Source organism: Halothermothrix orenii H 168 (assembly GCF_000020485.1).
Taxonomy (GTDB): Bacteria; Bacillota; Halanaerobiia; order Halanaerobiales; family Halothermotrichaceae; genus Halothermothrix; species Halothermothrix orenii.
Genome location: NC_011899.1, coordinates 598,489 through 623,887, shown reverse-complemented (window position 1 = coordinate 623,887; position 25,399 = coordinate 598,489). Strand labels below are relative to the sequence as shown.

Annotated in this window: 21 protein-coding genes, 8 tRNA genes and 2 other annotated features; of the genes, 5 read left to right on the top strand and 24 right to left on the bottom strand. The window is 37.2% G+C overall.

Annotation, left to right across the window (positions count from 1 at the left end; genetic code table 11):
- Window positions 1–330 precede the first annotated feature (330 nt).
- A complete protein-coding gene (locus HORE_RS03035) occupies window positions 331–2,751 on the top strand; it encodes a penicillin-binding protein 1A (protein ID WP_012635514.1) in 2,421 nt (806 codons plus the stop codon).
- On the opposite strand, the gene HORE_RS03030 is transcribed toward HORE_RS03035, so the two are convergent.
- The 14 genes from HORE_RS03030 to ytxC all read right to left on the bottom strand — a co-directional run bounded on the left by HORE_RS03030 (window position 2,748) and on the right by ytxC (window position 18,519).
- Window positions 2,748–5,123, bottom strand: coding sequence for an endonuclease MutS2 (locus HORE_RS03030; RefSeq protein WP_012635513.1), 2,376 nt, complete (start codon window positions 5,121–5,123; stop codon window positions 2,748–2,750). The two genes, HORE_RS03035 and HORE_RS03030, sit on opposite strands and share 4 nt — an antisense overlap.
- A 1-nt stretch (window position 5,124) precedes the next feature.
- On the bottom strand, window positions 5,125–6,846 hold the full coding sequence (polX, locus tag HORE_RS03025) for a DNA polymerase/3'-5' exonuclease PolX (RefSeq protein WP_012635512.1): 1,722 nt from the start codon (window positions 6,844–6,846) through the stop codon (window positions 5,125–5,127).
- 56 nt (window positions 6,847–6,902) lie between these two features.
- The gene (locus HORE_RS03020) at window positions 6,903–7,394 is read right to left on the bottom strand and encodes a CvpA family protein (protein WP_012635511.1); all 492 of its coding nucleotides are present in this window, start codon (window positions 7,392–7,394) and stop codon (window positions 6,903–6,905) included.
- Window positions 7,395–7,757: a cell division protein ZapA gene (locus HORE_RS03015; RefSeq protein WP_012635510.1), complete on the bottom strand. Its 363-nt coding sequence runs from the start codon at window positions 7,755–7,757 to the stop codon at window positions 7,395–7,397.
- 163 nt (window positions 7,758–7,920) lie between these two features.
- Window positions 7,921–10,320: a phenylalanine--tRNA ligase subunit beta gene (gene pheT, locus HORE_RS03010; RefSeq protein WP_012635509.1), complete on the bottom strand. Its 2,400-nt coding sequence runs from the start codon at window positions 10,318–10,320 to the stop codon at window positions 7,921–7,923.
- A 222-nt stretch (window positions 10,321–10,542) separates the two neighbouring features.
- Window positions 10,543–11,568 carry a phenylalanine--tRNA ligase subunit alpha gene (gene pheS / locus HORE_RS03005; protein WP_012635508.1) on the bottom strand — a complete coding sequence of 342 codons (1,026 nt, stop codon included), beginning with the start codon at window positions 11,566–11,568 and terminating at the stop codon, window positions 10,543–10,545.
- A 170-nt stretch (window positions 11,569–11,738) separates the two neighbouring features.
- Window positions 11,739–11,968, bottom strand: a binding site (T-box leader).
- A complete protein-coding gene (locus HORE_RS13280; protein WP_345788619.1) occupies window positions 11,968–12,084 on the bottom strand; it encodes a YqzL family protein in 117 nt (38 codons plus the stop codon). It overlaps the preceding feature by 1 nt.
- Window positions 12,085–12,218: 134 nt before the next feature.
- Complete coding sequence (locus tag HORE_RS03000) at window positions 12,219–13,031, bottom strand: TrmH family RNA methyltransferase (protein ID WP_012635507.1); 813 nt, start codon at window positions 13,029–13,031, stop codon at window positions 12,219–12,221.
- Between the two features lie 129 nt (window positions 13,032–13,160).
- Complete coding sequence (gene rplT, locus HORE_RS02995; RefSeq protein ID WP_012635506.1) at window positions 13,161–13,520, bottom strand: 50S ribosomal protein L20; 360 nt, start codon at window positions 13,518–13,520, stop codon at window positions 13,161–13,163.
- 56 nt (window positions 13,521–13,576) lie between these two features.
- Entirely contained in the window at window positions 13,577–13,750 is a 174-nt protein-coding gene (gene rpmI, locus HORE_RS02990) for a 50S ribosomal protein L35 (protein WP_012635505.1), read from the bottom strand.
- Window positions 13,751–13,762: 12 nt separating this feature from the next.
- Entirely contained in the window at window positions 13,763–14,224 is a 462-nt protein-coding gene (gene infC / locus HORE_RS02985; RefSeq protein ID WP_050748597.1) for a translation initiation factor IF-3, read from the bottom strand.
- 431 nt (window positions 14,225–14,655) lie between these two features.
- The gene (gene thrS, locus HORE_RS02980; RefSeq protein ID WP_012635503.1) at window positions 14,656–16,596 is read right to left on the bottom strand and encodes a threonine--tRNA ligase; all 1,941 of its coding nucleotides are present in this window, start codon (window positions 16,594–16,596) and stop codon (window positions 14,656–14,658) included.
- A 93-nt stretch (window positions 16,597–16,689) separates the two neighbouring features.
- Window positions 16,690–16,916: a binding site (T-box leader), on the bottom strand.
- A gap of 49 nt (window positions 16,917–16,965) precedes the next feature.
- On the bottom strand, window positions 16,966–17,571 hold the full coding sequence (locus HORE_RS02975) for a DUF445 domain-containing protein (RefSeq protein WP_012635501.1): 606 nt from the start codon (window positions 17,569–17,571) through the stop codon (window positions 16,966–16,968).
- A 99-nt stretch (window positions 17,572–17,670) separates the two neighbouring features.
- A complete protein-coding gene (gene ytxC, locus HORE_RS02970; protein ID WP_012635500.1) occupies window positions 17,671–18,519 on the bottom strand; it encodes a putative sporulation protein YtxC in 849 nt (282 codons plus the stop codon).
- A 77-nt stretch (window positions 18,520–18,596) separates the two neighbouring features.
- Between ytxC and HORE_RS02965 the strand changes: the two genes are divergently transcribed.
- The gene (locus tag HORE_RS02965; RefSeq protein ID WP_041605810.1) at window positions 18,597–18,812 is read left to right on the top strand and encodes a hypothetical protein; all 216 of its coding nucleotides are present in this window, start codon (window positions 18,597–18,599) and stop codon (window positions 18,810–18,812) included.
- Window positions 18,813–18,845: 33 nt separating this feature from the next.
- Here HORE_RS02965 and HORE_RS02960 read toward each other — a convergent pair.
- The 8 genes from HORE_RS02960 to HORE_RS02925 form a co-directional block, all read right to left on the bottom strand.
- Window positions 18,846–18,922, bottom strand: a tRNA-Val gene (locus HORE_RS02960).
- Between the two features lie 32 nt (window positions 18,923–18,954).
- Window positions 18,955–19,043 (bottom strand) — tRNA-Leu (locus HORE_RS02955).
- A gap of 7 nt (window positions 19,044–19,050) precedes the next feature.
- Window positions 19,051–19,125, bottom strand: a tRNA-Cys gene (locus HORE_RS02950).
- A gap of 4 nt (window positions 19,126–19,129) precedes the next feature.
- A tRNA-Gly gene (locus HORE_RS02945) sits at window positions 19,130–19,203 on the bottom strand.
- Between the two features lie 7 nt (window positions 19,204–19,210).
- Window positions 19,211–19,286: transfer RNA gene (locus HORE_RS02940), tRNA-Phe, on the bottom strand.
- Between the two features lie 4 nt (window positions 19,287–19,290).
- A tRNA-Asp gene (locus tag HORE_RS02935) sits at window positions 19,291–19,368 on the bottom strand.
- Window positions 19,369–19,375: 7 nt separating this feature from the next.
- Window positions 19,376–19,451 (bottom strand) — tRNA-Val (locus HORE_RS02930).
- 186 nt (window positions 19,452–19,637) lie between these two features.
- A complete protein-coding gene (locus HORE_RS02925; RefSeq protein ID WP_012635498.1) occupies window positions 19,638–20,396 on the bottom strand; it encodes an LCP family protein in 759 nt (252 codons plus the stop codon).
- A 127-nt stretch (window positions 20,397–20,523) separates the two neighbouring features.
- On the opposite strand from HORE_RS02925, the gene HORE_RS02920 reads away from it, so the two are divergent.
- Both HORE_RS02920 and HORE_RS02915 read left to right on the top strand, forming a co-directional pair.
- Window positions 20,524–20,612 (top strand) — tRNA-Leu (locus HORE_RS02920).
- A 476-nt stretch (window positions 20,613–21,088) separates the two neighbouring features.
- Window positions 21,089–22,015 (top strand): vanadium-dependent haloperoxidase, encoded by a 927-nt coding sequence (locus HORE_RS02915; RefSeq protein ID WP_012635497.1) that lies wholly within the window; start codon window positions 21,089–21,091, stop codon window positions 22,013–22,015.
- A 115-nt stretch (window positions 22,016–22,130) separates the two neighbouring features.
- Here the strand turns inward: HORE_RS02915 and HORE_RS02910 are convergent, their stop codons facing one another.
- Both HORE_RS02910 and HORE_RS02905 read right to left on the bottom strand, forming a co-directional pair.
- On the bottom strand, window positions 22,131–23,471 hold the full coding sequence (locus HORE_RS02910; protein ID WP_012635496.1) for an MFS transporter: 1,341 nt from the start codon (window positions 23,469–23,471) through the stop codon (window positions 22,131–22,133).
- A gap of 101 nt (window positions 23,472–23,572) precedes the next feature.
- Window positions 23,573–24,802 (bottom strand): MerR family transcriptional regulator, encoded by a 1,230-nt coding sequence (locus HORE_RS02905; RefSeq protein WP_012635495.1) that lies wholly within the window; start codon window positions 24,800–24,802, stop codon window positions 23,573–23,575.
- Between the two features lie 340 nt (window positions 24,803–25,142).
- Here HORE_RS02905 and HORE_RS02900 point away from each other — a divergent pair, with 340 nt between their 5' ends.
- Entirely contained in the window at window positions 25,143–25,343 is a 201-nt protein-coding gene (locus HORE_RS02900) for a cold-shock protein (RefSeq protein ID WP_143710087.1), read from the top strand.
- Window positions 25,344–25,399 lie beyond the last annotated feature (56 nt).

Sequence of the window (25,399 nt, the reverse complement as noted above, 5' to 3'; positions counted from 1 at the left end):
CCAGTTATTTCCCGGAATCAGAAAAATTCCATTAAAATTACCCGGGCTTATTAAAAGTAATTGGTTGTCACTATTTTTTATTTTAATTAAACAGGACTACAGAAATCACATGGTACCAAAACCCCTGAAGTAGTAAAATAGTTCTATTATGGTTAAAATAACAAATATTACATAATTTAACAAAAAGGATTTTTATCATGTTATCACTAATAAAAACATGATATGAATTAATATTTTCTTTATTATAACAGAACATGGGGGCCTCTAACAAGGGGTATTAAACTAAAGGTTTTTATGTTATAATATGTGATAGTGAGGGGAGGAAAGTTAATGGCCAAACAGAGAAAGAACTATATTTTTGCTACCATTATTTTGATTTTTGCTCTTATTTTTGGTCTTGTCATTGGATCTATAACCTGGATTATTAAAAATACTCCGGATATTACAAATTATAAAGGCCCCAATGAGGCCACTTTAATATATAGTGCTGATGGACAACTTTTAACCAAGCTTTACCGGGAAAACAGGGTCTACGTTCCCCTGGAAAGAATACCTGTTGACCTTCAAAATGCTATTGTTGCTATTGAGGATACTAAATTTTATGCCCATCATGGTATTGATTTCTGGGGAATTCCCCGGGCTTTAATAACCAATATCAAAGAAGGAAGAATAGCCCAGGGTTTTAGTACCATTACTATGCAGCTTGCTGAAAATGCCCTCTTCCATAGGCAACAGAGAACCTTTTACCGTAAAATTCAGGAAATTTATCTGGCCTTACAATTTGAAAGACTCTATACAAAACCTGAAATCCTTGAAATGTATTTAAATGAAATCTTTTTAGGACATAGTGCCTATGGTGTTGAGACTGCGGCCCAGCAATATTTTGGAAAACATGTCTGGGAGCTTGACTTAAGTGAGTGTGCTTTAGTCGCTGGACTCCCTAAAGCACCTAACTATTACTCTCCCTTTAATAACATTGATGCTGCCAAAACAAGGCGCAATGTAGTTTTAAACCGGATGTTAGAACTGGGTTATATTACCAGAGAAGAATATGAAAGTGCTCGAAAACAGGATATAATAATAAAGCCATCAGAACCGAAAAAAGAGAATACGGCCCCCTATTTTATCAGATATGTCAGGGACAGGTTAATAGACCGTTTCGGGGCCCAGATGGTTTATGGTGGTGGGTTAAAGGTATATACAACCCTTGACCTCGAAATGCAAAAAACAGCTGAATCTACCATTAAAAAAGCCATTGAAAATAAATACTTACCTACTGTTGAAAGGGATAATACCCCGGATAAATTACAACCCCAGCTGGCCCTGATTACTATTGAACCTCAGACCGGTGCCATCAGGGCTATGGTTGGAGGAAGAGGAAATGATCAATTTAACAGAGCAACCCAGGCCGTAAGACAGCCAGGCTCTGCTTTCAAACCCTTTGTTTATACAACTGCTATTAAACAGGGCTGGTCACCGGGGTCAGTTATCAATGATATGCCCATGTTGGCCCATAAAGAGCAGGGAGAACCCCTCTCCATCTGGCCCAGTAATTTTGAAGACAAATACCGCGGTTATGTTTCATTACGTACCGCCCTGAGATATTCTATAAATGTGGCTGCAGTTAAATTGATCAAACAGGTTGGGGTCAACAATACTATTAAAACTGCAGAAGAAATGGGGATATCCACCTTTCAGCCAGCCGACAATAAAGAATCACATCTATCACTGGCCCTCGGGGGGTTGAATAAAGGGGTCACCCCCATGGAAATGGCCTCTGCCTATGGTGTCTTTGCCAACAGAGGTATCTGGGTAGAACCCTATGTTATTACCAGAGTTATGGACCGGAGAAATAATGTAATCTATGAAGCCCATCCTGATAAAAAAATAGTGTTATCTGAGGATGTAGCTTATCTCATGACCAATATGCTGGAATCTGTTATTAGCGGTGGAACCGGATGGAGAGCCAGACTGGGAAGACCAGTAGCCGGTAAAACAGGAACAACCAATAATTATACAGATGCCTGGTTTGTTGGTTTCACACCAGATCTTGTCACCAGTGTCTGGATAGGGGAAGATAACCTCCATCCCATGGAATATGACCAAAAGGACGAGAACGGTAATTATCTATTTACTGAAAATGGCCGCCCCAAAATAATATCCAGTGCTGAAGCCGCCCAGCTATGGGGGAATTATATGCGCCAGGTAGTTAAAAATAGAGAGGTAAAATACTTTAATGTTCCTGATAATATCGTTAAGGCAGAGATTGACCCGGTAACCGGGTTGTTACCCAATAAATATACCCCCAGGGTTGTAAAAGAAATATTCCGTAAACACAATGTCCCTACCGAAGTTGAAAATCTACATGAACCCATAGTCACTGAAAAAATAGATAAAGAAAGTGGCCTTCTCGCCACACCTAACTGCCCACGGGAAAATGTTGTTGAATACAGTTACTTTGCCAGCAGTGGAATCAGGGTTGGACCTGCTACCATTGAATTCGGGGGAATTAAAAAGGAAAAAGATGAAGATGAAAATGAAGAAGAACAAATTCAGGAAGTAATTGAAGGAACCTATATTGTTGATAAAGGAGAGCCAGTACAAAAAATAAACCCGGAAACCGGGGTTCCCATAACAAATAACGGGCAGGTAATCTATGAAAGAATACCTACCCGTAAGTGTGACCTCCACGGTAATGGACAGCAGAATTTCTTTGATAACCTCTGGGATATGTTTAAATTTAATAATTAGGATTTGAGGTCAGCAATTGTCACCCCACTCCCACCTTCTTCCTGCCTTCCCAGGCGGTAAGAGGTGATGTGGGGGTTTTTTTCTAATACAGTATGAACAGCCTTCCTCAAAGCCCCGGTACCCTTACCGTGAATTATTTCTACCTGTTTCAATCCGGCCAGGAAAACATCATCAAGATATTTATCCAGTTTATGCTGGGCTGTTTCATAACGTTCTCCTCTAAGATCAAGGGTAGGAGAAACCCGGCTTTTTTTCTTGACCTGATAGGAATGAAAGAGTTCGTCCTTAGTATCATCAGGTATATCAATTTTCGCTACTTCATCCAGCCCTGTAGTTACTTTCATAATACCGGCCTGGATAACAGCCTCTCCTTTCTCCCGGTCAACAGAAATAACCTCACCCTTCTGACCAGTTTTTTTCAACCTGACCTGGTCACCACAGGATATTTCTTTAACCCGGGTCCGGCCATCTTTGTTCTGTCTTTTTTCACTAATTTCTTTTTCGGTTTCCTTAAGATTCAAATTGATTTCATTCTCAACCCTGTCTATATCAGACCTGGAAGCAAATTCTTTATTCTTTAACCGGCGTAAAATCTCTTTGCTCTCTTTCCTGGTCTTTTTAATTATCTGTAAAGCCTCTTCCCGGGCTTCTGTTATTAACTTCTTTTTTCTCTTCTCAAGATCGGTCAATAAAGAATCATACTTCTGTTCCTTTTTCTTTACTGCCTCCAGCCTTTCTTCTATTTCTATTTTTAATTGTTCATATTTTTTCCGTTCTTCATTTAAATCAGAAATAATATTTTCAACCTTAATATCATCCCCGCTCATTAACTCCTTACCATCTTTAATTATATCATGGGGTAAACCCAGCTTCAGGGCAATCTCAAAGGCATTACTTCCACCGGGAATCCCCATAAGGAGCCGGTAGGTTGGTTGAAGGGTTTCCATATCAAATTCAACAGAAGCATTTTCAACACCATCCTGGGAGTAAGCATAACTCTTTATTTCACTGTAATGAGTTGTGGCTATAGTAGTTACTCCCCTTTCCCTTAAATGTTCCAGGATGGCCACCCCGAGGGCAGCCCCTTCGCGAGGATCTGTACCAACCCCGATCTCATCCAGAAGAACCAGGCTTCTGGCATCAGCCTTACCTAAAAACCGCTTAATCCGGTTAATATGGGATGAAAATGTACTCAAATTCTGTTCTATACTTTGTTCATCTCCAATATCGGCATAAACTCCATTAAAAATAGAGATAACCGTTTCCTCTTCTGCAGGTATATGAAGGCCTGCCTGGACCATTAATACAAATAACCCAACAGTTTTAAGTGCTACGGTCTTACCACCGGTATTGGGACCGGTAATAACCAGGGTTTTAAACTCATTGCCAACAGTTATATCAATTGGAACGGGTTTGACTTTAAGTAAAGGATGGCGTCCACCTCTTATATTAATAAAACCCTTATCATTAATTCCAGGTTCTATACCTTCTATTTCAATACTGAACCTGGCTCTGGCAAAATCAACATCAAGAAGGGAAACCATCTCCAGATTATCACTCAGATCCCGGGTGTGTTCTTTAATATTTTCACTCAACTTTTTCAATATCCTGTATATTTCCTGTTCTTCGGCTCTTTTCAATTCCCCGAGTCTGTTATTAAGCTTTACTATAGCCATTGGCTCCATAAAATAGGTAAGTCCACTTGTTGATTGATCATGAACTATTCCAGAAAAAGTGTTCTTGTAACTGCTTTTAACAGGGACAACATACCTGTTTCCTCTGATGGTAACCAGCTTATCCTGAAGCATTTCCTGATACCTTGTATTATTTATTATAGAATTGAGCTTATCATTTATTTTACCCTCAATTCTATCCATCTCCCGCCTTATACTTCTGAGCTTTCTACTGGCAGAATCCTTTATCTCCCCATGTTCATCTATACATCTATTAATTTCATTCTCTAATTGTTTTAAAGGGGTAAGTCTATCAAATTTTTCAGTAATAATGCTATAAATATCCTGCAACTCATCATCTATTCCTGTTCCTATTTCCCGGGAATATTTTTTTAATTCCCTGACCCCTTCCAGGGTTGACCTGACATCCATGACTTCTTTTACACTTAAAACTATTCCCTTATCAGCTTTTTCAATTATCTCCCTTAAATCTCTGATACCGCCAAAGGGAGGCCGTCCATACTCTTCAAGAATTTCACGGGCAGAGCTGACTTCCCGTAATTTATTTTTCACATAATTAAGGTTATCGACCGGTTGTAGTCTGGATATAATTTCCTTTCCAATGATGGTTGCTGCAAATTCCTGAACACGGTCTATTATTTTATCAAATTCCAGTATTTCAAGGGAGCTTTCCTCCACCTTAATCCCTCCTTAATAATTCCTGTAACTCTTCTGCATTCATGGTATTAATAACATCTTCTCTTTCAAGCCAGCCTCTCCGGGCTACAGCAACCCCGAGGGACATATTATTCAATTCTTCAAGGTGATGGGCATCGGTATTAATCACCAACTTAACTCCGACCTCTTTAGCTTTCCGTGCAAGAACATCATCGATATCAAGCCTATCCGGGGAAGAATTTATTTCAAGACAGGTATTGGTTTCAGATGCAACCTGAATTATCCTGTCCATGTCAATCTTATAGGCGTCACGTCTTTTTAGAAGCCTTCCCCTTGGATGCCCTATAGCATTAACATGAGGGTTTTCCATTGCCTTAATTAGCCGTGACGTCATCTTATCTCTATCCATGTTAAAAGCGGTATGAACCGATGCAATTACAAAATCAAGGTAAGATAACACCTCATCACTATAATCAAGACTACCATCTTTATTTATATCTACCTCTATTCCCTTAAAAATAATTATATCATCATATTCCTCCTGAAGTTTATCTATTTCTTCAATCTGCTTAAATAATCTGTCAACACTCAAACCACTGGCAACCTTTAAAGAACGGGAATGGTCTGTAATAGCCAGGTATTCATATCCCTTCTTCCGGGCAGCTTCAATAATCTCCCTGATACTAAAACCACCATCACTGTAGCTGGAATGAATATGGAGATCACCCTTTATATCCCTTAAATTTATAGAATCAGGCAGGCAATTTTTAAAACCGGCTGTTATTTCACCCCGGTTTTCCCGGAGTTCAGGGATAATATAACTGACCCCGAGGGTAGTATAAATTTCTTCTTCATTTTTAACCTTGATTTTGCTGGAATCCTTATATAAACCCTTAATTGTTAATTGATACCCGGCATCATCAGCTATGGTTTCCATTTTCTGGACATGGTCTTTAGAACCTGTAAGATAGAATAGATAAAAACAAAACATATCTGGAGGCACAATAAAAACCTTAATTCTTATATCATCCTCAAAGGTAAGTAAATATCCATTCTCTTCTTTTTCCTCTATACTTTTTGCAAACGATAACTTCCTTAAGTATTCAAGAACAGATTCCTTTTCCTTACTGGCTACAAGTATTTCCAGAGAATTTACCAGTTCTTTTTTTCTTCTCGCCTCTCCTGTCATTTTGACCCGGGATACTCCGGGGCATTTCTTAATATACCTTTTCAGCTCATCCAGTATCCCCAATGCTTCCTTGAGAAGGTAAGTATTTTTAAAAGACTCATATTTTTCAATTTTATTTTTAAGGTTTTCTTCTGTTTTCACACCAAAGCCTTTTAACTTCCTGGCTTTACCAGTATTCAAAGCACTTTTTAGTTCCTCAAGGTTCGTAACCCCAAGTTCATTAAAAAGCTGGTATGCCCTTTTTGGGCCAAGACCCGGTATCTTAATAATTTCAAGTAACCCCCCGGGTAATTCTGCCTTTAACTCCTCAAGTTCAGGGGAATACCCCTTTTCCATAATCTCTTTAATACTTCTTGCTATCCCCTCCCCGACCCCGGGTATATTCCTTATCTTACCCTCACGGGCCAGATCCTGAATATTATCAGACATATTTATTAACTGACGGGAAGCATTATAGTATGCCCTTACTTTAAATTTATTCTCACCCTTTAATTCCATAAGTTTTGCCAGTTCCTTCAAAATACGGGACACTTCTTTATTGGTTAATTGATACATTTTATCTTACCCCCTGAAAAAAATAAGACACCATAAATAAAGGCCATGAACTAAATTCATGGCCCAAAAATCTGAGATAATCGCTGTTTAACCAGTGGAGTCATCTCAAGCAGACTCCCGGCCAGAACCGACCTGTTAAGCAATTCTGTTATTCCCTGATACGGTATCTGGGCCAGAAAGAGAACCAGAAAATAGGTTAAAATACCGGCTTTTAACAGCCCTAAGGCTGCACCGGCTACCTGGTCAACCGGACCCAGAAACAGGGCATTCATAATATTTTTTAAGGCTCTCCCGAGTAACTGTATTATAATATTAACAAAAACAAATAAAAGAGAAAAACTAATGAATTGCATTATCTGATCAGAAAAATCCAGATATGGAAGCAAGTACTTTTGAAAAGGTTGGTAAAATTTAATTGCAATCAAGAGGGCCAGTATTAGTCCCACCACAGTACTTGTCTGTTTGATAAATCCATTATTATATCCCCTGAGGACAAAATAAAGGAAAACTACCAATATTAATATATCTAGAATTGTTATTTGATTCAACTACTGGTCGACCTCCTCCAGCAACGAAATTAGTTCTTTTTGTTCTATTTCCATTTCATTAATCTTATTTTGGAGTTTTTTATTTTCCTCTCTAAGATTATTTATTTCCTTAATTCTGTCACGATATACCTTTTTTAATTTATAATACTCATCAGCCATATTAATTAGTGTCAACCCTGTAATTCTCCTTCGGGGTAAACCAGGATAGGCCCTGGTTATAGCCTCTCCGATATCATTAATGTACTCTATGAGTTTATCAATATATTCCTCGGTAACATCAGCTACAACTGTCATCTCTTCACCGAGTACATTAACCTTATATTTTTTTGCTTTCCCCTTACTGGACTTGTCCCCGGTTGGCATGGTGTTCATCCTCCACAAGTTATTTTTACCCTATTATTAAATTCCCTGTTACTTCCCAAATTCCTGCTTATATAATAAAATTAGTAAACCCCTACCTTTTATATCAAAAATCCCCGCCTGTTAAAAGCGGGGATATTGAAAATACCTTACTGGGTACAAGAGCCTAAACTCCTCTTATTTCTGCCCCAAATTTATCTTTAAGCTGATCCATAATAGAGTTAAACACTTCATTAACTTCATCATCTGTTAAGGTTCTGTCATGGGCCTGGAATACAAGTTTAAAGGCCAGACTTTTATAACCTTCTGGAATTTGTTTTCCCTGATAAAGGTCAAACAGGCCAGCTTTCTTCAATAATTTCCCACCATTTTCCCTTATCAATTTCAAGAGAGACCCGGCAAAAACTTCATTTTCTACAACTACAGCCATATCCCTTTCAACAGCTGGATACCTGGGTAGTTGTTCATATTGTCTATCAAGGTCAGCTTCTTCTACTATGGTTTCAAAATCAAGCTGAAATACGGCTGTTCCAGACCTGAGATTAAATCTATCTGCAATATCTGGCATTAATTCCCCCATAATGCCTATCCTGGTATCCCGGTAATATATTTCAGCAGTTCGTCCAGGGTGAAGGAAGGGTAATTTTGAAGGTGTAAAATCAAGCCCATCAAGACCGAGCTCCCGCAGATAATCCACAACAACCCCTTTCAGGTAAAAGAAATCAGGGGCTCCAGTTTTCCAGGGATCATCGGTTTTACCCATACAGCCTCCTGCCAGCACAACCCTTTCCTCTGGTCGTTTTTTCTCTTTAATCCTGGTGAAAATCTTACCCAGTTCATAAACAGACATGGTTTCAACCTGTCGTTTTGCATTATTAGAGAGGACTTCAATAATACTGGGTAATAATGAGGTCCTTAAAATACTCAAGGCTTCATTCAGTGGATTTTTTACTTTGACCCAGTTTCTCAGGGAACTATCTTCAGGAATATCCAGATCATCATAAACCTTTTTCCCGGTAAGACTGAAAGTTATAACCTCATCTAACCCCATGGCAGACATATAGTTACGGGTTATATCTTCCAGGTGCTGTTTATAAGTCTTCCTTCCTCGCTGTTTACTCTCCGGCCTGGTCACCGGTATATTATTATACCCATACATCCGGGCTACTTCCTCAATTAAATCTGCTTCCCTTTCAATATCACTGCGGAAGGAAGGTACCATTACTTTTAAAGATTTTGAATCCCGTTCTTCTACTTTGAATTCCAGTCTAGTTAACATATCTTCTATTTCAGTTTTATCAAGATTAAGACCGAGAATTTTATTGACATACCCGGTATCGAGATTAATTGCATGCAATCTACGAGGTTCAGGGTAAACATCTACAATGCCCCTAACAATTTCACCACCTGCATATTTTTGCATTAAATAGGCAGCCCGGTTACTGGCAGCAATTACACCCTCAATGTCAACCTCCCTTTCAAAACGGTGGGAAGCCTCACTGGGAAGGGCGAATTTTTTTGCAGTTTTCCTGATATTTACCGGGTTGAAGTAGGCAGATTCAAGAAATACAGTAGTAGTATCATCACAAACTTCACTATTGGCTCCACCCATGACCCCGGCAAGACCCAGGGCTTTTTCGGTATCGGCAATTACCAGGACTTCTTCATCAAGTTCACGCTCTTTATTATCAAGGGTAATCAGTTTTTCCTGTTCTTTACCCCTCCTGACAATTATTTTCTTATCAATCTTATCATAATCAAAAGCATGGAGTGGCTGGTTATATTCGAGCATTACGTAATTGGTGATATCTACAATATTGTTAATGGGCCTGATTCCGGCCGCCCGGAGACGGGCCTGCATCCACCGTGGTGAAGGCCCTATTTTTATATTTTTAATAACCCGGCCAGTATAACGGGGACATAAATCTTTATCTTCAACCTCTATAGAAATATAGTTTTCAATACTCTCAGATTCAGACTCAACCAGGTCAGTATCTGGTTTTTTAATTTCATTACCCAGAACCGACTTTATCTCCCGGGCAATCCCTAAAAGTCCCAGACACCTGGCATAATTGGGAGTTAAATCCAGTTTGAGAACATACTCATCCAGATGTAGATAATCAATAATATCGGTACCCACTTCGGCATCTTCATCAAGAATCATAATTCCACTGGCCCTTTTTTCACTTAGGCCGAGCTCGTCAATTGAGCAAATCATACCATAGGAGTTTTCTCCCCTCAATCTGGCTTTTTTGATTTTCAGGCCACCGGGTAGGGTTACACCGACGGGAGCTACCGGTACTTTTATACCCTCTTTTACATTTGGAGCACCGGTTATAATCTGTAATAACTCCTGTCCGGTATCTACTTCACAAATTACCAGTTTATCTGCATTGGGATGAGGTTTTACTTTTTTAATTTCACCGACAATAATTCCTTCAAGGCCTTCCCCCATATATTCAATTCCTTCAACCTCAAGGCCAAGCATTGTTAATTTATCTGCCAGTTCCTGTGGGGAATATTGAAAATCTATGTATGATTTAAGCCAGTTAACAGGTACTCGCATCTCTAACCACCTTCCTTTATCTATGTTTTTATATGTTAAATTATATGTTCATGTTATATATTCGTTAAATTTTCATATTGGAAAATACAAATAATTAATATTTATCGAATATTTGTTTTAAACCTAATTATTTTTATTAAAATCTTGAATCAGGGCTTAATAAAACATATATTTAAAACTGGTCAGGTATTTAAAACTTTTCAGGTCTAAATAAACCTCAAGTTAAAACTGATGTAAAAACCTACGGTCATTTTCATATAACAACCTGATGTCATCAAGCTTATATTTCAGGATAGCAATCCGATCCAGGCCCATTCCAAAGGCAAATCCACTATACTTAACCGGGTCAATTCCAGCCATTTCCAGGACATTGGGGTGGACCATACCAGACCCCATAATTTCCAGCCAACCTGTCCGGGAACAGAGGCTACACCCTTCACCATGACATACATTACAGGACACATCCACCTCGGCACTGGGTTCTGTAAAGGGGAAATAACTTGGTCTAAACCTGATTTTACTATCCTTTCCAAAAAGGGCATGAACAACAGTCTCAATGGTCCCTTTAAGATCACTAAAGGAGATATTTTCATTAATAACCAGACCCTCTACCTGATGGAAGATTGGGGAATGAGAAGCATCCAGCTCATCAGCCCGGTAAACACGACCAGGTGCAATTACCCTGATGGGTGGGTTTTGCTTAGCCATTGTCCTTATCTGAACTGGGGAAGTATGGGTTCTTAAAAGCAAATCATCGTATAAATACAGGGTATCCTGTAAATCCCGGGCCGGATGGTGGGCTGGAATATTTAAAGCCTCAAAGTTGTTATACTCACTCTCAACTTCTGGTCCTTCAGCAATAGTAAATCCAAGTCCAATAAAAATATCTTTTATTTCATCTATAACCTGATTTAAAGGATGTCTATGACCCACTTCGGGCCTGACCCCGGGCAGGGTCACATCAATTTTTTCCTTTTCAAGCTTTCTCTGTTTGGCCAGTTCTTCTAATTCAGCCTTTTTCTTAATAATTATATTATTTAATTTATTTTTAAGTATATTGGCCTTCTTTCCTATAACCGGCCTCTCTTCGGCAGGAATTTTTCCCATCTGCCTTAATACTGAAGTTATTTCTCCCTTTTTACCAAGATACTTTACCCTTAGTTGTTCCAGGTGATCCAGGTCTTTTACATCCTGAAACTCTTTTTCTGCCTTTGTCTTTATTTCTTCTAACTGTTTTTTTAAATCCATGCACGTAACACCTCCACTTTATTTAAAAAATAATTATCAATATTTTTTTACCAATATAAAAAATCAGGAATCCAGTATCACCAGAACAAAAATATAGAAAACCCTGAGTTATATTAAATACTTCTTTTCTATGTCTTTAAATACCTGTAAACATTAAAAAATCTCTCATCCCAAGGGACGAGAGATTCGTGGTACCACCCTAATTATCTGCTAAAAACAGATCACTTATTTAAATAACGGAAAGCAGGGAATAAAATGCTTCCCGGTAAGGCCTACTAAAGGTTCAGCCCACAGCTCCAGAGGGAACTTCATTATCTATCACCTTAAGGTTGCTTCCAGTCTACGACAACCTCTCCCTGAAAAGGTTTCAGATAACTACTCTCTCTTTCATAGCCTTTATTATATATAATTTTTTTGCTTATTTTTCTTTTTAATCAAGTTAAACTGTTTATATGCTAAATATGCATTTATTGAACCCGTCTCTTCAAATATCCTCCAAAAAAATGTTGCGGTCAACCCCAATTAAGACCACACCCTTTCAAGAGTTAAGTATTGTTCACTTCACTTTTGATTATACCATACCAGAAACTGCTTGACAAGGAATAAAATAAATTAATAAAAAAATTTCTGAATCTTCATTACTTATGTTATTAACCGTTGCTATGCCTGCATTTAACAACTATATCATATAGTACAATAGCTGTTGATACTGCCGCATTTAACGAGTCAATATTTCCCATTAATGGTATCTTAATCTTTATGTCGGCCAGGGATAATAATTCCTCTCTTATACCTCTGGCTTCATTCCCGATAACAAGCATAAGGGGTTCTTGATAGTCTATCTCATGGTAAAATTTACTTGTATTTAAATCAGTGCAAATCAATTTATAATCAGGGTATTCGTCCCTGATTTTCTGCAACCTTTTAAAGGAAACCCCTGTTAAGATTGGTATACTAAAAATAGCACCCATACTGGCCCTGATAACTTTGAGGTTATAAATATCAACACTACCCTTCAGGCAAATTATTCCTTCAATACCGGCAGCAACGGCAGTTCTAATAATAGTTCCCATATTCCCCGGGTCCTGAATCCTATCAAGGATTAGAATAATACCTCTATTCCTGTTATGAAATAGGATATTAGCCCCGGACCGGGGCACGTAAGTAATGGCTGCTATTCCCTGGGGATTTTCAGTATCAGCCACATTATAAAGCAGTTTTCCGGTAACAAAATGGACAGGAATGTGGTCTTTAAATTTTCTTATTATTTCTTCACCTTCATCTGTCTTAGCAAAATAAGGTGTCATAAATATTCTATCAAACCGCGCCTTTCCGCAGGCCTCCATGATTAACCTATAACCCTCAAGAATAAACTTGCCTTCTTTCTTCCTGAAGGACTTATTATAAAGCTTTTTTAAATATTTAAAGTTTTTATTATCACTACTTTTAATTACTTCTTTCATAATCTGGACACCGCCAGTCAAATAATTAAAAGGAAAATTAAAATGATTTAAACTAAATTAAAATCATAACACTTAAAAGTTAAAACTTTAAAAGTAAAAACCCGGGGTTAAACACCCCCAGGCTTTATATTACATGCCTAATTCTTTTTTAGCTATAGCAGCAAGTTCACTGAAGCTTTCTTTATCCTTTATAGCCATATCGGCCAGCATCTTTCTGTTAATCTGGATGTCAGCCTTTTTTAAACCATGGATAAATTTACTGTAAGAAATCCCTTCCTGACGGGCTGCAGCATTAATCCTGGTTATCCATAATTTACGGAAGTCCCTTTTCCGGGCCCTCCTGTCTCTATATGCATAGTGCAGTGACTTCATAACAGCCTGGTTGGCTGGACGGAACAACTTACTTCTACCACCAAAATAACCTTTAGCCATTTTTAAAATCTTTTTTCTTCTCCTGCGTGCTTTATAACCTCTTTTTACGCGTGGCATGTCCTCTCACTCCTTTCAGTTTTCTACAAACTAGCCTGTTTTTATATTAATTTTTTTTACCGCTTATAATAGGTCTTATGCAGTACTGTTGATTTCCTGAGATTTCTCTTTCTCTTACCGGTCTTTTTAGTTAAAAGATGGCTATGATAAGCCTTATTACGTTTAAGTTTCCCTTTGCCGGTTTTCTTTATTCTCTTGGCAATACCCTTATGGGTTTTAAGCTTAGGCATATTTATCCCTCCTTATTTATCACTAATTGGAGTCAATACCATGATCATGTTGCGGCCTTCCATTTTGGGCTTGCTTTCCACTACTCCCAGATCTTTTACTTCATCGATCAATCTGTTCATCAGGTCATAACCTAACTGTTTGTGCATTACCTCCCGGCCCCTGAAACGAATTCTTACTTTTACTTTATGCTTATTTTTCAGAAACCTTTTAGCCATTTTAGCCTTAACGTTAAAATCATGGTCTTCGATTTTTACTCCCATCTGGACTTCCTTAACATTCATTACATTTTGTTTCTTTTTAGCTTCTTTGGCTTTTTTGGCCTGTTCATATTTATACTTCCCATAGTCCATGATTTTACATACAGGTGGTCTGGCCTGAGGAGCTACTTCCACTAAATCCAGTCCCTTATCCTGGGAAATTCTCAGTGCCTCCTGGATTGGTTTAATACCTATTTGTTCTCCATCTGGGTTAATTACTCTAACTTTTCTAGCCCTAATCTGGTCATTGACCCTTAAATCTGTATTGATTTTCTATGCACCCCCTAATAATTTTAAAACAAAACATAAAAATAAAGCAGATGGTAGAAACCACCTGCTTTAAGTACATAGCCAGTCGGGTTGAGTTTAATAAATAACTCCACCTCAAATACTAACTATTAACCAATAATCCCGGGGATTACTGGTGAGAAGCAGGTGTGCTTCTACTTTATTTTCTGTATTAGTATAACACACGTTAATCTGTTAGTCAACGGTTTTATCCATATTTCTTTTCTATAAAATTTTCTTCCATTCCATCGGGTATCACAGCCCTGATGATTTACTGCCAGCCAAGGCTTCTGTAAGAACTGAAAGGACAGTGAAATGCAAATCATCACCCGGTTTGCGACTAAAAAATCAATAAATCCTTAATGACTCTTTTCTTCAACCTCCCTGACTATTTTCTCCTTAAATTCTTTAATACTTATTGCCCCGAGATCTCCTTCCTTTCTATCACGAACCGAAACAGTTCTATTTTCAACTTCTCTGTTCCCGACAATTAACATATAGGGTATTTTTTCCATCTGGGCCTGGCGTATTTTATACCCCAGTTTTTCATTGGTATCATCTACCTCGACCCTGATACCTGCTTCCTTAAGAATTCCCTTGACCTCATAAGCATAATCTACCTGATCATCGGAAACAGGAATTATTTCAACCTGAACAGGGGCAAGCCATGTTGGAAAAGCACCGGCATATTTCTCAATCAACATGGCCAGTGTTCTTTCATAACAACCGACTGAAGTCCGGTGAATAACATAGGGGCGTTTCTTTTTGTTATCCTTATCAATGTAGGTCATATCAAATCTTTCTGGCAGGGCGAAATCTATCTGAACGGTAATTATAGTATCTTCTTTTCCGTGTACATTCCGGAACTGAATATCAAGTTTTGGTCCATAAAACGCTGCCTCTCCTTCAGCCTCAACATAATCTATATTTAGTTTATCTAAAATGTTCTTCATCTTATCCTGTGATTCTTCCCAGGCAGTGGGATTATCTATATATTTTTCTCTATTATCGGGGTCCCACTTAGAAAAGCGGTACCAGATATCATCTTCAATTCCCAGAGTCTCCATCATATAATTAATAAGATTAACTACACCCCTGAACTCCTCTTCTAACTGTTCTGGAGTACAGATGATATGGCCTTCCGAAATTGTAAACTGACGCACTCTAATCAAACCATGCATTTCTCCTGAGGCCTCATTCCTGAACAGGGTTGAGGTTTCAGAATACCTCAGGGGCAGGTCACGATAACTCCTCAGTTTTGAATTATATATCATAAACTGGAAGGGGCAGGTCATCGGACGCAGGGCCAGTACTTCATCATCTTTTTCTTCATCACCGAGGATAAACATATCTTCTTTGTAATGGTCCCAGTGGCCTGATATCTTGTAAAGATCACTTTTGGCCATATATGGAGTTTTGGTCAACTGATAACCCCTTTTCTCCTCTTCATCTTCAACAAACCGCTGCAAAATCTGAACCACCTTGGCTCCTTTTGGTTTTAACAGGGGTAAACCCTGGCCAATTGATTCCTCTGTCATGAAAAGATCCAGTTCCCGCCCTAATTTATTATGGTCACGTTTTTTGGCTTCTTCTAGCATTTTCAGGTGTTCTTCAAGCTGTTTTTTCTTCTGAAAAGCGGTTCCGTAAATACGCTGTAACATCTTATTATTTTCATCACCACGCCAGTAAGCCCCGGCAGCATTGAGAAGTTTAAAGGCCTTAACTTTACCGGTTGATGGTAAATGGGGACCACGGCAAAGGTCGATAAATTCACCCTGGTGGTATAAACTGACATAATCATCTTCCAGTTCTTCAATTAATTCAACTTTATAAATTTCTCCCTTCTCTTTCATTAATTTAAGGGCTTCATCTCTGGAAACCATTTCTTTTTTAATGGGCAAATCTTCTTTAATAATCTTTTCCATTTCCTTTTCAATTTTTTCCAGATCTGATGGTGAAAAACTTTCTTCAACATCAAAATCATAATAAAATCCGTTTTCGATAGTTGGCCCTATACCCAGTTTTACGTTCTTATACAACCTCTTTACAGCCTGGGCCAGGATATGAGCAGTAGTATGCCGGTAAATATCCAGACCCTCTTCAGAGTCAATAGTAACAATAGAAATACGGGCATCATTTACTAATGTTGTATCCAGATCCACCAGTTTATCATCAACGTTACCGGCAACAGCAGCCCGGCCCAATCCCTTACCTATACTGTAAGCAACTTCTTCAATAGTAACACCCGGGTCATATTCTCTTACTGAACCATCTGGTAATGTTACTTTAATTTTCTCCATTCTGTCATCCCCCTTTTCTTTTTATTTAAACATGCAACTGCTAAGTCCCTTAATATAAATTATAAACAATAAAAAAAACCCTTTTCCATCTACTATAGAGACGGAGAAGGACCGCGGTTCCACCCTAATTGGTTATGATAATCCATAACCCTCTTAGAAAAGTAACGGTTTTTACCGGGCAGGAATACTGGTTTTAATAACGTTCCTCCTGCCAGCTCAGAGGTGGTCTTCAGATAAGTCTCACCCGGGGTGCTTTCAGCCGGTGACACCCCTCTCTTTTGAATGATAACCTACCCTACTCTCCTCGTCATAGCCGTTAAATTCTGTAATTTTATAATATTATATTACTTTGTTCCGGGCTTGTCAAGGTTAAAAATTGAAAAATAAAAGTAACAAAGCCTGTCCCAGTCCCACGATAAAACCAAGAACTCCACCGAAAAGTTCAATATGTTTTAATTCACGGGAAGATATTTTTAAAACAATATCTTCCAGTCTTGTTAAAGGAAAAGACTCAATTTTTTCCTGAACAAGCCTGCCAAAGTTAGTTTTGTTTACAACCGTATCATGAAAATCATTTACCAATCTATCCAGATTTTCTTTCATTTCTTCTTCAATAAATTCAGAAATATAATTCTTCATTACCTGTTTAAAAGAATCAGGGATAAACCCGGGCAATTTGTCGTCTACTTTTTCATTTATTAATCTTCTTAAGATATCTAATACATCCTCTTCAAGCTGAAGTTCATTGACCCTGCTTAATAAATATTCTTTAGGAAGGAGTTCTTCTTCAATTGCCCGGGCTACACTTTCTGCCAGCTCCATTTTCCGTCGTGGTAAAACACCCTGAATAGTAACCGGTATAAAAGGAATTTTCACCGGATTATAAGGCCTGAAAAGCATTTTAACAGCCAGATAATTTGTAATCCAACCTATTAATGCTCCAACCACTGGTAAAATAATAAATCCACTAATCATAGATATCTATCCTCAATTATGATATATATAAATAACTATTCGGGTAAACAGAGGTTTAATAACATTATTAATATAACACCAATATAAACAAAAATCAAATTATTCTTTTTTGCATCTGGGCTGGCAAAGGTAACATCCCTGGCATATACTTACCCTCTCACCAAAAATACTCTTTACTGTTTTTTCTACTTCAGCATCGTCAAAATGGAGTAAAATCTTCTCCGGGGCAATATTAATCAAAGCACTTACCAACAGATCTTCATATTCTACTTCTCCATCAAACATATCTACCAGATAACCTTCAAGGTATTCGTTTTTTATAATATTCTCATTACTATCCATTATTTGAAAAGACCCATCTGTTTCCTGTAACACATTTACAAGTCCAATGCGTGGTTCCTGAATTTCAACAAAATACCTGAGTAATTCAATAAATTCATTGTATTCTTTTTCAATTACAAATTCATCTACAGCTCTTTCCACTGCCAGTTTAAGGTCATCAAGGTAATTTTTTAACCTGAAGCGGACAAAACCTTCAACATTTAAATCGCTATTTTTATTCAGATAATTAATTATCTGGGCCACAATTTCTTTTTTTCTAACTATTTTGTTAAGGGATTTATTATTTTTATCTTCCCTTTTATTTAAATGTTTAAAAGCAAGTTTTTCTATCCGGGCCCTTTCATCGGGACTAAATTGCTGGTATTTATGTTTGATTATCCTGTTTATAAATTTCTTCTCAAGTTCATTAACGACAACATCGGCAATAATATCAGCTAAATACCTTAAATTACCAACAGAACTTGATTTATCAAAATCTATCTGGAATAAGGTATAATCTTTGCTTCTATTTTCAGCAATCATAAAATCTACCCCGGAGTGATTTAAATCCTGTAACTTTGTTTTAATCTCATTAGTACAATCTAAAGTAGATATAATAATTCCCATCTGACTTCACCCCTTTGTGTATATATTATTATATGAACCACATAATATTTGTATACAACTATGGACGGGGTGATATTGTGGTAAATTATAATGATATTTATGATGACAAAATATTAAAAAAAGTTGCAGAATCCTGTCCTGAATTTAGCTCTGCATACGATTCACCTTTTGCCAGTGCCGGGAGTCTTGTTGCCAGCCAGGATGGTCTCGGAGACAGGATATGTAACGAATGTACCCACTGGAATCAGGGAACATGTTCTATTTTCCAGAAGCATAAAGACAAGTATCAATAAAAAAATCCCCTGATAAGGGGATCGATACAAAAATGGTGTGGGTAAGTGGATTCGAACCACTGACCTCTACGATGTCAACGTAGCGCTCTGACCAGCTGAGCTATACCCACACGTTACAAATTATTATTTTTGTGTTTTTTAGTGGTGCCGGGGGTCGGACTCGAACCGACACGGGCGAAAACGCCCACCGGATTTTAAGTCCGATGCGTCTGCCAGTTCCGCCACCCCGGCATATCTCTGGAGGCGGCACCCGGATTCGAACCGGGGAATAAGGGATTTGCAGTCCCCTGCCTTACCACTTGGCTATGCCGCCATAGTGGAGCGGGAAACGGGTTTCGAACCCGCGCCTTCTCGTTGGCAACGAGACGCTCTACCACTGAGCTATTCCCGCATAAAAATGGTGGTGAGAGGCAGAATCGAACTGCCGACACGAGGATTTTCAGTCCTCTGCTCTACCAACTGAGCTATCTCACCACTCTGGCGGAGGTGACGGGATTCGAACCCGCGGTCTCCGGCGTGACAGGCCGGCGCGTTAAGCCAGCTACGCTACACCTCCATATTTATGGTGGGCGAAACAGGACTCGAACCTGTGGCCCCCTGCTTGTAAGGCAGGTGCTCTCCCAACTGAGCTATTCGCCCTAACAGCACAACCAGTGCGCTGTCAGTAGTTATAAGTATACACAATCGTCCCTCTTAAGTCAAAAACTTATATTCCTAATTAATCAAGTTAATAACCATATATCTCTTTATATCTCACTAATAGTCTTTTTTTCTACGTTAATCACAATGTTACTGGTTTTCTATTTGTAATACCTAATAACTTATTTACTTAATATTTTTATCAAAAACATCAAACTTAATTATAATATCATTCCTATTTTTTAAAAAATCTATGCCTTTATTAATGATAGATATATCTATATTGGTCTCAACCCTATCAAAAGATTTAAGGGTATTTGTGAATAGTTCTGGAAGTTTTAATAGGGTCTCTGGTTTTAAGATCTTATGGACCAGTGATTTAATTACCTGTTGCTGCCTCTTTAATCTCTCAATTTCACTTTTAGTATTATAATTAAACCAACGAGAATAATTCAAAGCCTCCTGTCCAGTAAGCCTGTTAAGTCCTTTTTTCAGATATAAATCAAGAGCTGGTATATCTATTGCCTTATCTACCTTTATTTGTATACCCCCGATACTATCTACCATGTTTATAAAAGCATCATAACTGACTGTAAGATAGTAGTTTATAGTTTCACCGGTAAGTTTTTCCACCTCGCCAATAATCTCTTCAACTGTCTCATGGCCCTTATAAATTTCCCCTTCAACAGGAATACTGGTAAATTTAAGGGTCCGTTTTTCAGGTGCTAATCTGGCTAAAACAATTGAATCTACCTCTACTTTTCCCTTTTCCACACTATTTTTGTCATCAAGACCCATTAATAAAATATTACTTTTTTTAACTCTGTTATTTATATCAGCTAATCCAGGGACTACATCAGGTTGTGAGTAATGGAAATACAGTCCTATTCCAATTAAAAAAATGCCTGTTACCAGCCCTACCCAGATTAATAAGCGTTTTTTCATTGATTTACCTCCTGTAATGGATTATTTTAATAATTCTATATAAAATTAATGTTTCCTTTAATAATTAATATATTTTTTAATATTGTATTGACAGAATAAAAAATTATGTTATAATATATATCGTAACGCCGAGGTGGTGGAACTGGCAGACACGCAGCGTTGAGGGCGCTGTGGACATTTCCGTCCGTGCGGGTTCGAATCCCGCCCTCGGCACCATTTTTATTTTTAATGATTTTATATTTACATATTATTAAAAACTTAATAAATTAAACTGACATAAATGATGGATAGCTTTGAGCTATCCTTTTTTTATTTTTTATATAAATTTAGCTGGTACATAATTATAATTAATTAACCAGCCACGGTATATAATCCAACATAAAGTTTTTATAAACTCACACCTTAAAGTAATAAACATATAATATTAAAAAATACTTTATATGAATTACAGGAGGTATTAATATGGGAAGTGGATTTATTATTTTCCTGATCATGATTTACTTATTGATACAGATTTTCTCTCCTCATTAATTTATTGAATCAACTTATTAAATAGTTTCTGGTTAATGCCGGGTGGGATACCTATCCCCCGGCTTAATTTTTATAATTAAAAACTTAATCAAATGAACTGAACAAAAACAAACAATAAAACATAGTATATATGTGTAAAAAAATATAAAGGAGGGTAAAAAGTGACAGGAGGGAAACATGGTTATAAAAATATACTCGGAAAATGGTCCAAACTACCATATGCCGGAGAAAAACAACTTCCAGTACCTGAAGAACCTTTAGCTGGATCATGGCCCACATTCTTTTTAAAACGTGATCACAGGGGCAGATTTCTTGATCCTGATGGAAACTTAATTGATCTCAAAATACGGTTCCCTGGAAGGTCAATAGACTTCACCGGTAAACAGCTGGCCATTGTCAAAAAAACTCTGGACAACATAACTAAAGAAAAAATTAAAATTGCCAGATACTGGGGTACCGGCCCCCCGACTAAACAGTGGACACCGGTTATTGATAAGTTAATAGATGTATACAATATTTCTGCTACCAGGGCTGGAAGAATATTAGGAGCGGTTCAAGGGGGATTAAACGATGCCCGGGTTGTGGCCTGGCACCTTAAATTTGCCTGGGAAATACCACGCCCCAACCAGTTAGATCAAAAACTGGCCACTGTTATCTGTACTCCAAAACACCCCAGCTATCCATCGGGCCATGCTGTTGTAGCCGGTTGTGCTCAGATTATGTTAACTTATTTTTTCCCACCAAAGTCAGAGCGTCTGCAAGAATTAGCAGAGGAATGTGCTGTATCCCGTCTTTATGATGGGGTCCATTTCCCGGTTGATAATGAAGAAGGACTAAGGTTAGGACGTCAGATTGGAAGATTAATTGTACGTAAATTAAAAAGACAACGAAACAGTGAACAAAAAAGGATTGATATACGTTTCACTGACAATAAAAAAGTTAAACTACCACCGCCTCCGTATAAACAGCCACTTCCATTTCTGGGTGAAACCAAATGTAATTCTCTTATTTTAAATAAAGCAGAAGGAAGTTATTCGCTTTTGTTGTGGCTTATAATAGCATCTTTATTAACCAGGGATATCAAATAAAGTAGAGAAGAAACAAATAATAACTACATATTTAACTACAAAACCATAAAAAATAGGAAGCCAGGTTGCAATTAGTTATAATTCCATAAAGAAACCGGAAGCAAAGCTTCCGGTTTTATTCATTTTCTCCCATTAAATTCTCATTAGTGACATTAATAAACTTCTGACCTGAAGGAGAAGTAAAAAACCATAAATTAAACATAGTAAAAAGAACAGACCCACTTAAAAACAGGATTAACGGTGATAACAAATTAACTATATACCCGGATAAAAGAAGAGCAATAGGAACAATTACCTTGACAATACTTAATTTTACACTGATAACCCTTCCCAGTAACTTTCCTGGAACAATCTTTTGTAATAGTACATTTGCCGGAATATCAACCCATGAAACGACTAAGCCACCCACTAACATCAATGTGGTATAGTAGATTAATACAAAATACTGACCAGGGATACAGGGAAACACTACTGGAGGAAGTGAAAACATCAGTACCCATAAACCTGCTAGATAACTAATTCTTTTTAAAAGTTTACTGTAACTTACTTTTTCCATAATTCTTTTTACCAGTAAGGCCCCGATTATCATCCCTACAGGTAAACCTCCCTGTACAACTCCGTATATAACCGGATCAACACTCCAGGTAGTATTTAATAAATAAGGGAGGGGAACTATTATTGCAAAGTTAAATAAAAAATTGAGGGCAACAAATATATAAATCAAGGCCAGTAAATGTTGTCTGGAAAGGATATACTGGTAGCCTTCTTTTAACTTAAACCACAACTTATTGTCACTACCTGGTTCTGGTCTGGTTTTATCCCTTTCAAGTTCATTATCTTCAACTTTATTAAAATGGTAATCAATGAAAAACTCCAGGAAAGCAGCCAGGAAAAAGGATAAACCATTTAACAGTATAAATACTTTCATATCAAACAAGGCATAAATAACTCCCCCTGTAATAGGACCAATTACATAGGAAAGTGACTCGATGACCCGGGCTAGAGAATTTATTTTTACTAATTTTTCTTCCCTCACCAGATCAGGCTTAGCAGATTCTATAGCAATATTAAAAAAGGTAGCCATGACGGTCATTATAAAGGTGCTTATATATAACAACGACACACTTAAGCCAATACGACCTGCCAGCACATACACTACCACCAAAAACAAACCATTGAGAAAGTCAGACCCTACCACAACTATTTTCTTATTAATTCGGTCTGCAACTACTCCGGCAAACGGATTTATAAAAAGCATTGGCAGGGTGTATAACACTATATTGGTAGCAAAAGTGAGGCCAGATCCGGTTATTTTTAATAAATACAAACCTACTGCAAAGGTATAAATCGCAGACCCCAGTAAAGATATTAATTTACCAGCTGAATACAAAAAGATATTTTTATTTTCCTGATAACCTTCAATTTCTTTCGATAATGTTTTTGTTTGAGTATTCATTTAAATACCCCCTTTTCAATACCAAGTATATCGAATGGGGGATACTCAAGCACAATACCTTTTTACAGCTTTTTTAGCATGTAAAAATAAAAAAGATGGAGTTAGCTCCATCTTTTTGCCATAACCTGATAGGCATATATTTTATCACCCGGTTGGGCAAAACTTTCATATTTGCCAGGATTTTTCTTAATTGTTTGTGTTTCTGTTTTTACTTCTTTTTCAATCTTAAAGTTTAACTTTAACAGGCCATTTTTAACATTATTGTAAATAAAATTCTGTCTAAAGGGTTGACCCACAATATTATTAGGACCAAATTTGCGGTAAATAATAAAAGTTGCCAGTAACATTGCCTCCGCATTGAGATAACAATTAAGTAATTCAGGTAAAAACCCTTTATTTTCAAAAGAAAAACAGGATGTTCCCGTAAAATCAATGAACACATCAATTATATTCTCTTTCAGGGGCAGTTTGGGTAAGTCTGCTGTTATAAAAATAACTTTAGACCTCTCACCGGCCATTTCCAGGTATTGCTTTAAATAAAGATTTACCAGGGGATTATTGTCAACACATATATAAATAGTATCATCAGGTAATTCTCTGTAAATTTGTCTCAAAAAATGGCCATAACCAGACCCGGGCTCCAAAACCACTTTTCCTGATAGGTTCTCAAATTCTATCTGCCGTTCCATCCAGTCTAGAGTTTGATAAGACTTGTCAATAAAATCGGGATCAGTATTTTTTATATAACTTTCAATATGATCTTCTGCTACCTGGTCTTTTATGTGTTTATAACAGGTATCTGAATACAGAACTCCATCCTTTATCATCAGGCTTTGACCACAAACACACTGCAAAATCCCCTCTATTATCTGATTTTCCTCTACTTTTTCCGCTGACAGTAATAATTCACTGTTACAATCAGGACAGGAAAATAATGATAAAGTTGCCAGGTCAATCCCGATACTTTTTTTACTAAAATCCTTTTTTTTCAGTATAAATACCTCATCCCGCAACATCTCTTCTGCCCTTTTAAGTCTTTTGATTTCCTTATTTATTTCTTTAATTTTTCTTTTATAGATACTTTTATAATAATTATTTTGCTGGTAAGCAGTTAGTTTCCCTAACCTTCTATAATTAAATATCTTTTTAATTTCTTGCAAAGTAAAATTCATTTCTTTTAATTTCAAAATTTCTTTTAACTGGGACTCACATTTATTATCAAAAAAATAATGACCGCCCTGTTTACAGGGTGTAATGAGGTTTAGATCCATATAATATCTAATAGTATCTTTGCTAACATTGTATTTGCGGGAAAACTCACTTATCTTCATGACAATTAAACCTCTCCTGTAATAAATTACGAATGTACCCTGTGAAGGGATAGTAAAACCAAGTCGTCGCTCAGTTTAGCGACCAGGAAATGCTCAAGCTTGTCCTGGAGAATATCAAGTAAATAGTATCATAAAAATTTGAAATTTACAACAATATAAAAGGCTTATCATATGTTTTTGTATTTACCTAATATTAATTTTATAAAATATCATTTATTAACTAATATTTTGTATAATTGTTTGACTTTGCAATATTAGTGTGATATAGTTAATGGCATTGGGCATTTAAAAAAATTATTAGAACTTGCCCTTAGAAAATTTAGGAGGAATTTAATTGATAATCTACAACGGTAAAGTGAAATGGTTTAGTGACAAAAAAGGTTTTGGTTTTATTGAAAGAGAAGCTGGAGATGATGTTTTTGTACATTTTTCTGCAATTCAAAAAGAAGGCTTCAAGAGTTTAGATGAAGGTCAAGAGGTAGAATTCGAAGTAGTTCAAGGTGATCGCGGCCCACAGGCTGCAAATGTTGTTACATTATAAAGTACATAATGCTTTAATGATATAGCAACTAAGCCCTGACTATATTAATGTAGTCA

What these genes read in the sequence shown, in the direction of transcription:
- HORE_RS03000 (WP_012635507.1), bottom strand. Translation starts at nt 13,031, where the DNA reads ATGAAAGAAGTAATTAAAAGTAGTGATAATAAAAACTTTAAATATTTA.
- HORE_RS02905 (WP_012635495.1), bottom strand. Translation starts at nt 24,802, where the DNA reads ATGAAGATAAGTGAGTTTTCCCGCAAATACAATGTTAGCAAAGATACT.
- HORE_RS02975 (WP_012635501.1), bottom strand. Translation starts at nt 17,571, where the DNA reads ATGATTAGTGGATTTATTATTTTACCAGTGGTTGGAGCATTAATAGGT.
- pheS (WP_012635508.1), bottom strand. Translation starts at nt 11,568, where the DNA reads ATGGATTTAAAAAAACAGTTAGAAGAAATAAAGACAAAGGCAGAAAAA.
- HORE_RS03015 (WP_012635510.1), bottom strand. Translation starts at nt 7,757, where the DNA reads ATGCCAACCGGGGACAAGTCCAGTAAGGGGAAAGCAAAAAAATATAAG.
- ytxC (WP_012635500.1), bottom strand. Translation starts at nt 18,519, where the DNA reads ATGGGAATTATTATATCTACTTTAGATTGTACTAATGAGATTAAAACA.
- thrS (WP_012635503.1), bottom strand. Translation starts at nt 16,596, where the DNA reads ATGGAGAAAATTAAAGTAACATTACCAGATGGTTCAGTAAGAGAATAT.
- HORE_RS03035 (WP_012635514.1), top strand. Translation starts at nt 331, where the DNA reads ATGGCCAAACAGAGAAAGAACTATATTTTTGCTACCATTATTTTGATT.
- HORE_RS02925 (WP_012635498.1), bottom strand. Translation starts at nt 20,396, where the DNA reads ATGAAAAAACGCTTATTAATCTGGGTAGGGCTGGTAACAGGCATTTTT.
- pheT (WP_012635509.1), bottom strand. Translation starts at nt 10,320, where the DNA reads ATGCGAGTACCTGTTAACTGGCTTAAATCATACATAGATTTTCAATAT.
- polX (WP_012635512.1), bottom strand. Translation starts at nt 6,846, where the DNA reads ATGTATCAATTAACCAATAAAGAAGTGTCCCGTATTTTGAAGGAACTG.
- HORE_RS02910 (WP_012635496.1), bottom strand. Translation starts at nt 23,471, where the DNA reads ATGAATACTCAAACAAAAACATTATCGAAAGAAATTGAAGGTTATCAG.
- rpmI (WP_012635505.1), bottom strand. Translation starts at nt 13,750, where the DNA reads ATGCCTAAGCTTAAAACCCATAAGGGTATTGCCAAGAGAATAAAGAAA.
- rplT (WP_012635506.1), bottom strand. Translation starts at nt 13,520, where the DNA reads ATGCCACGCGTAAAAAGAGGTTATAAAGCACGCAGGAGAAGAAAAAAG.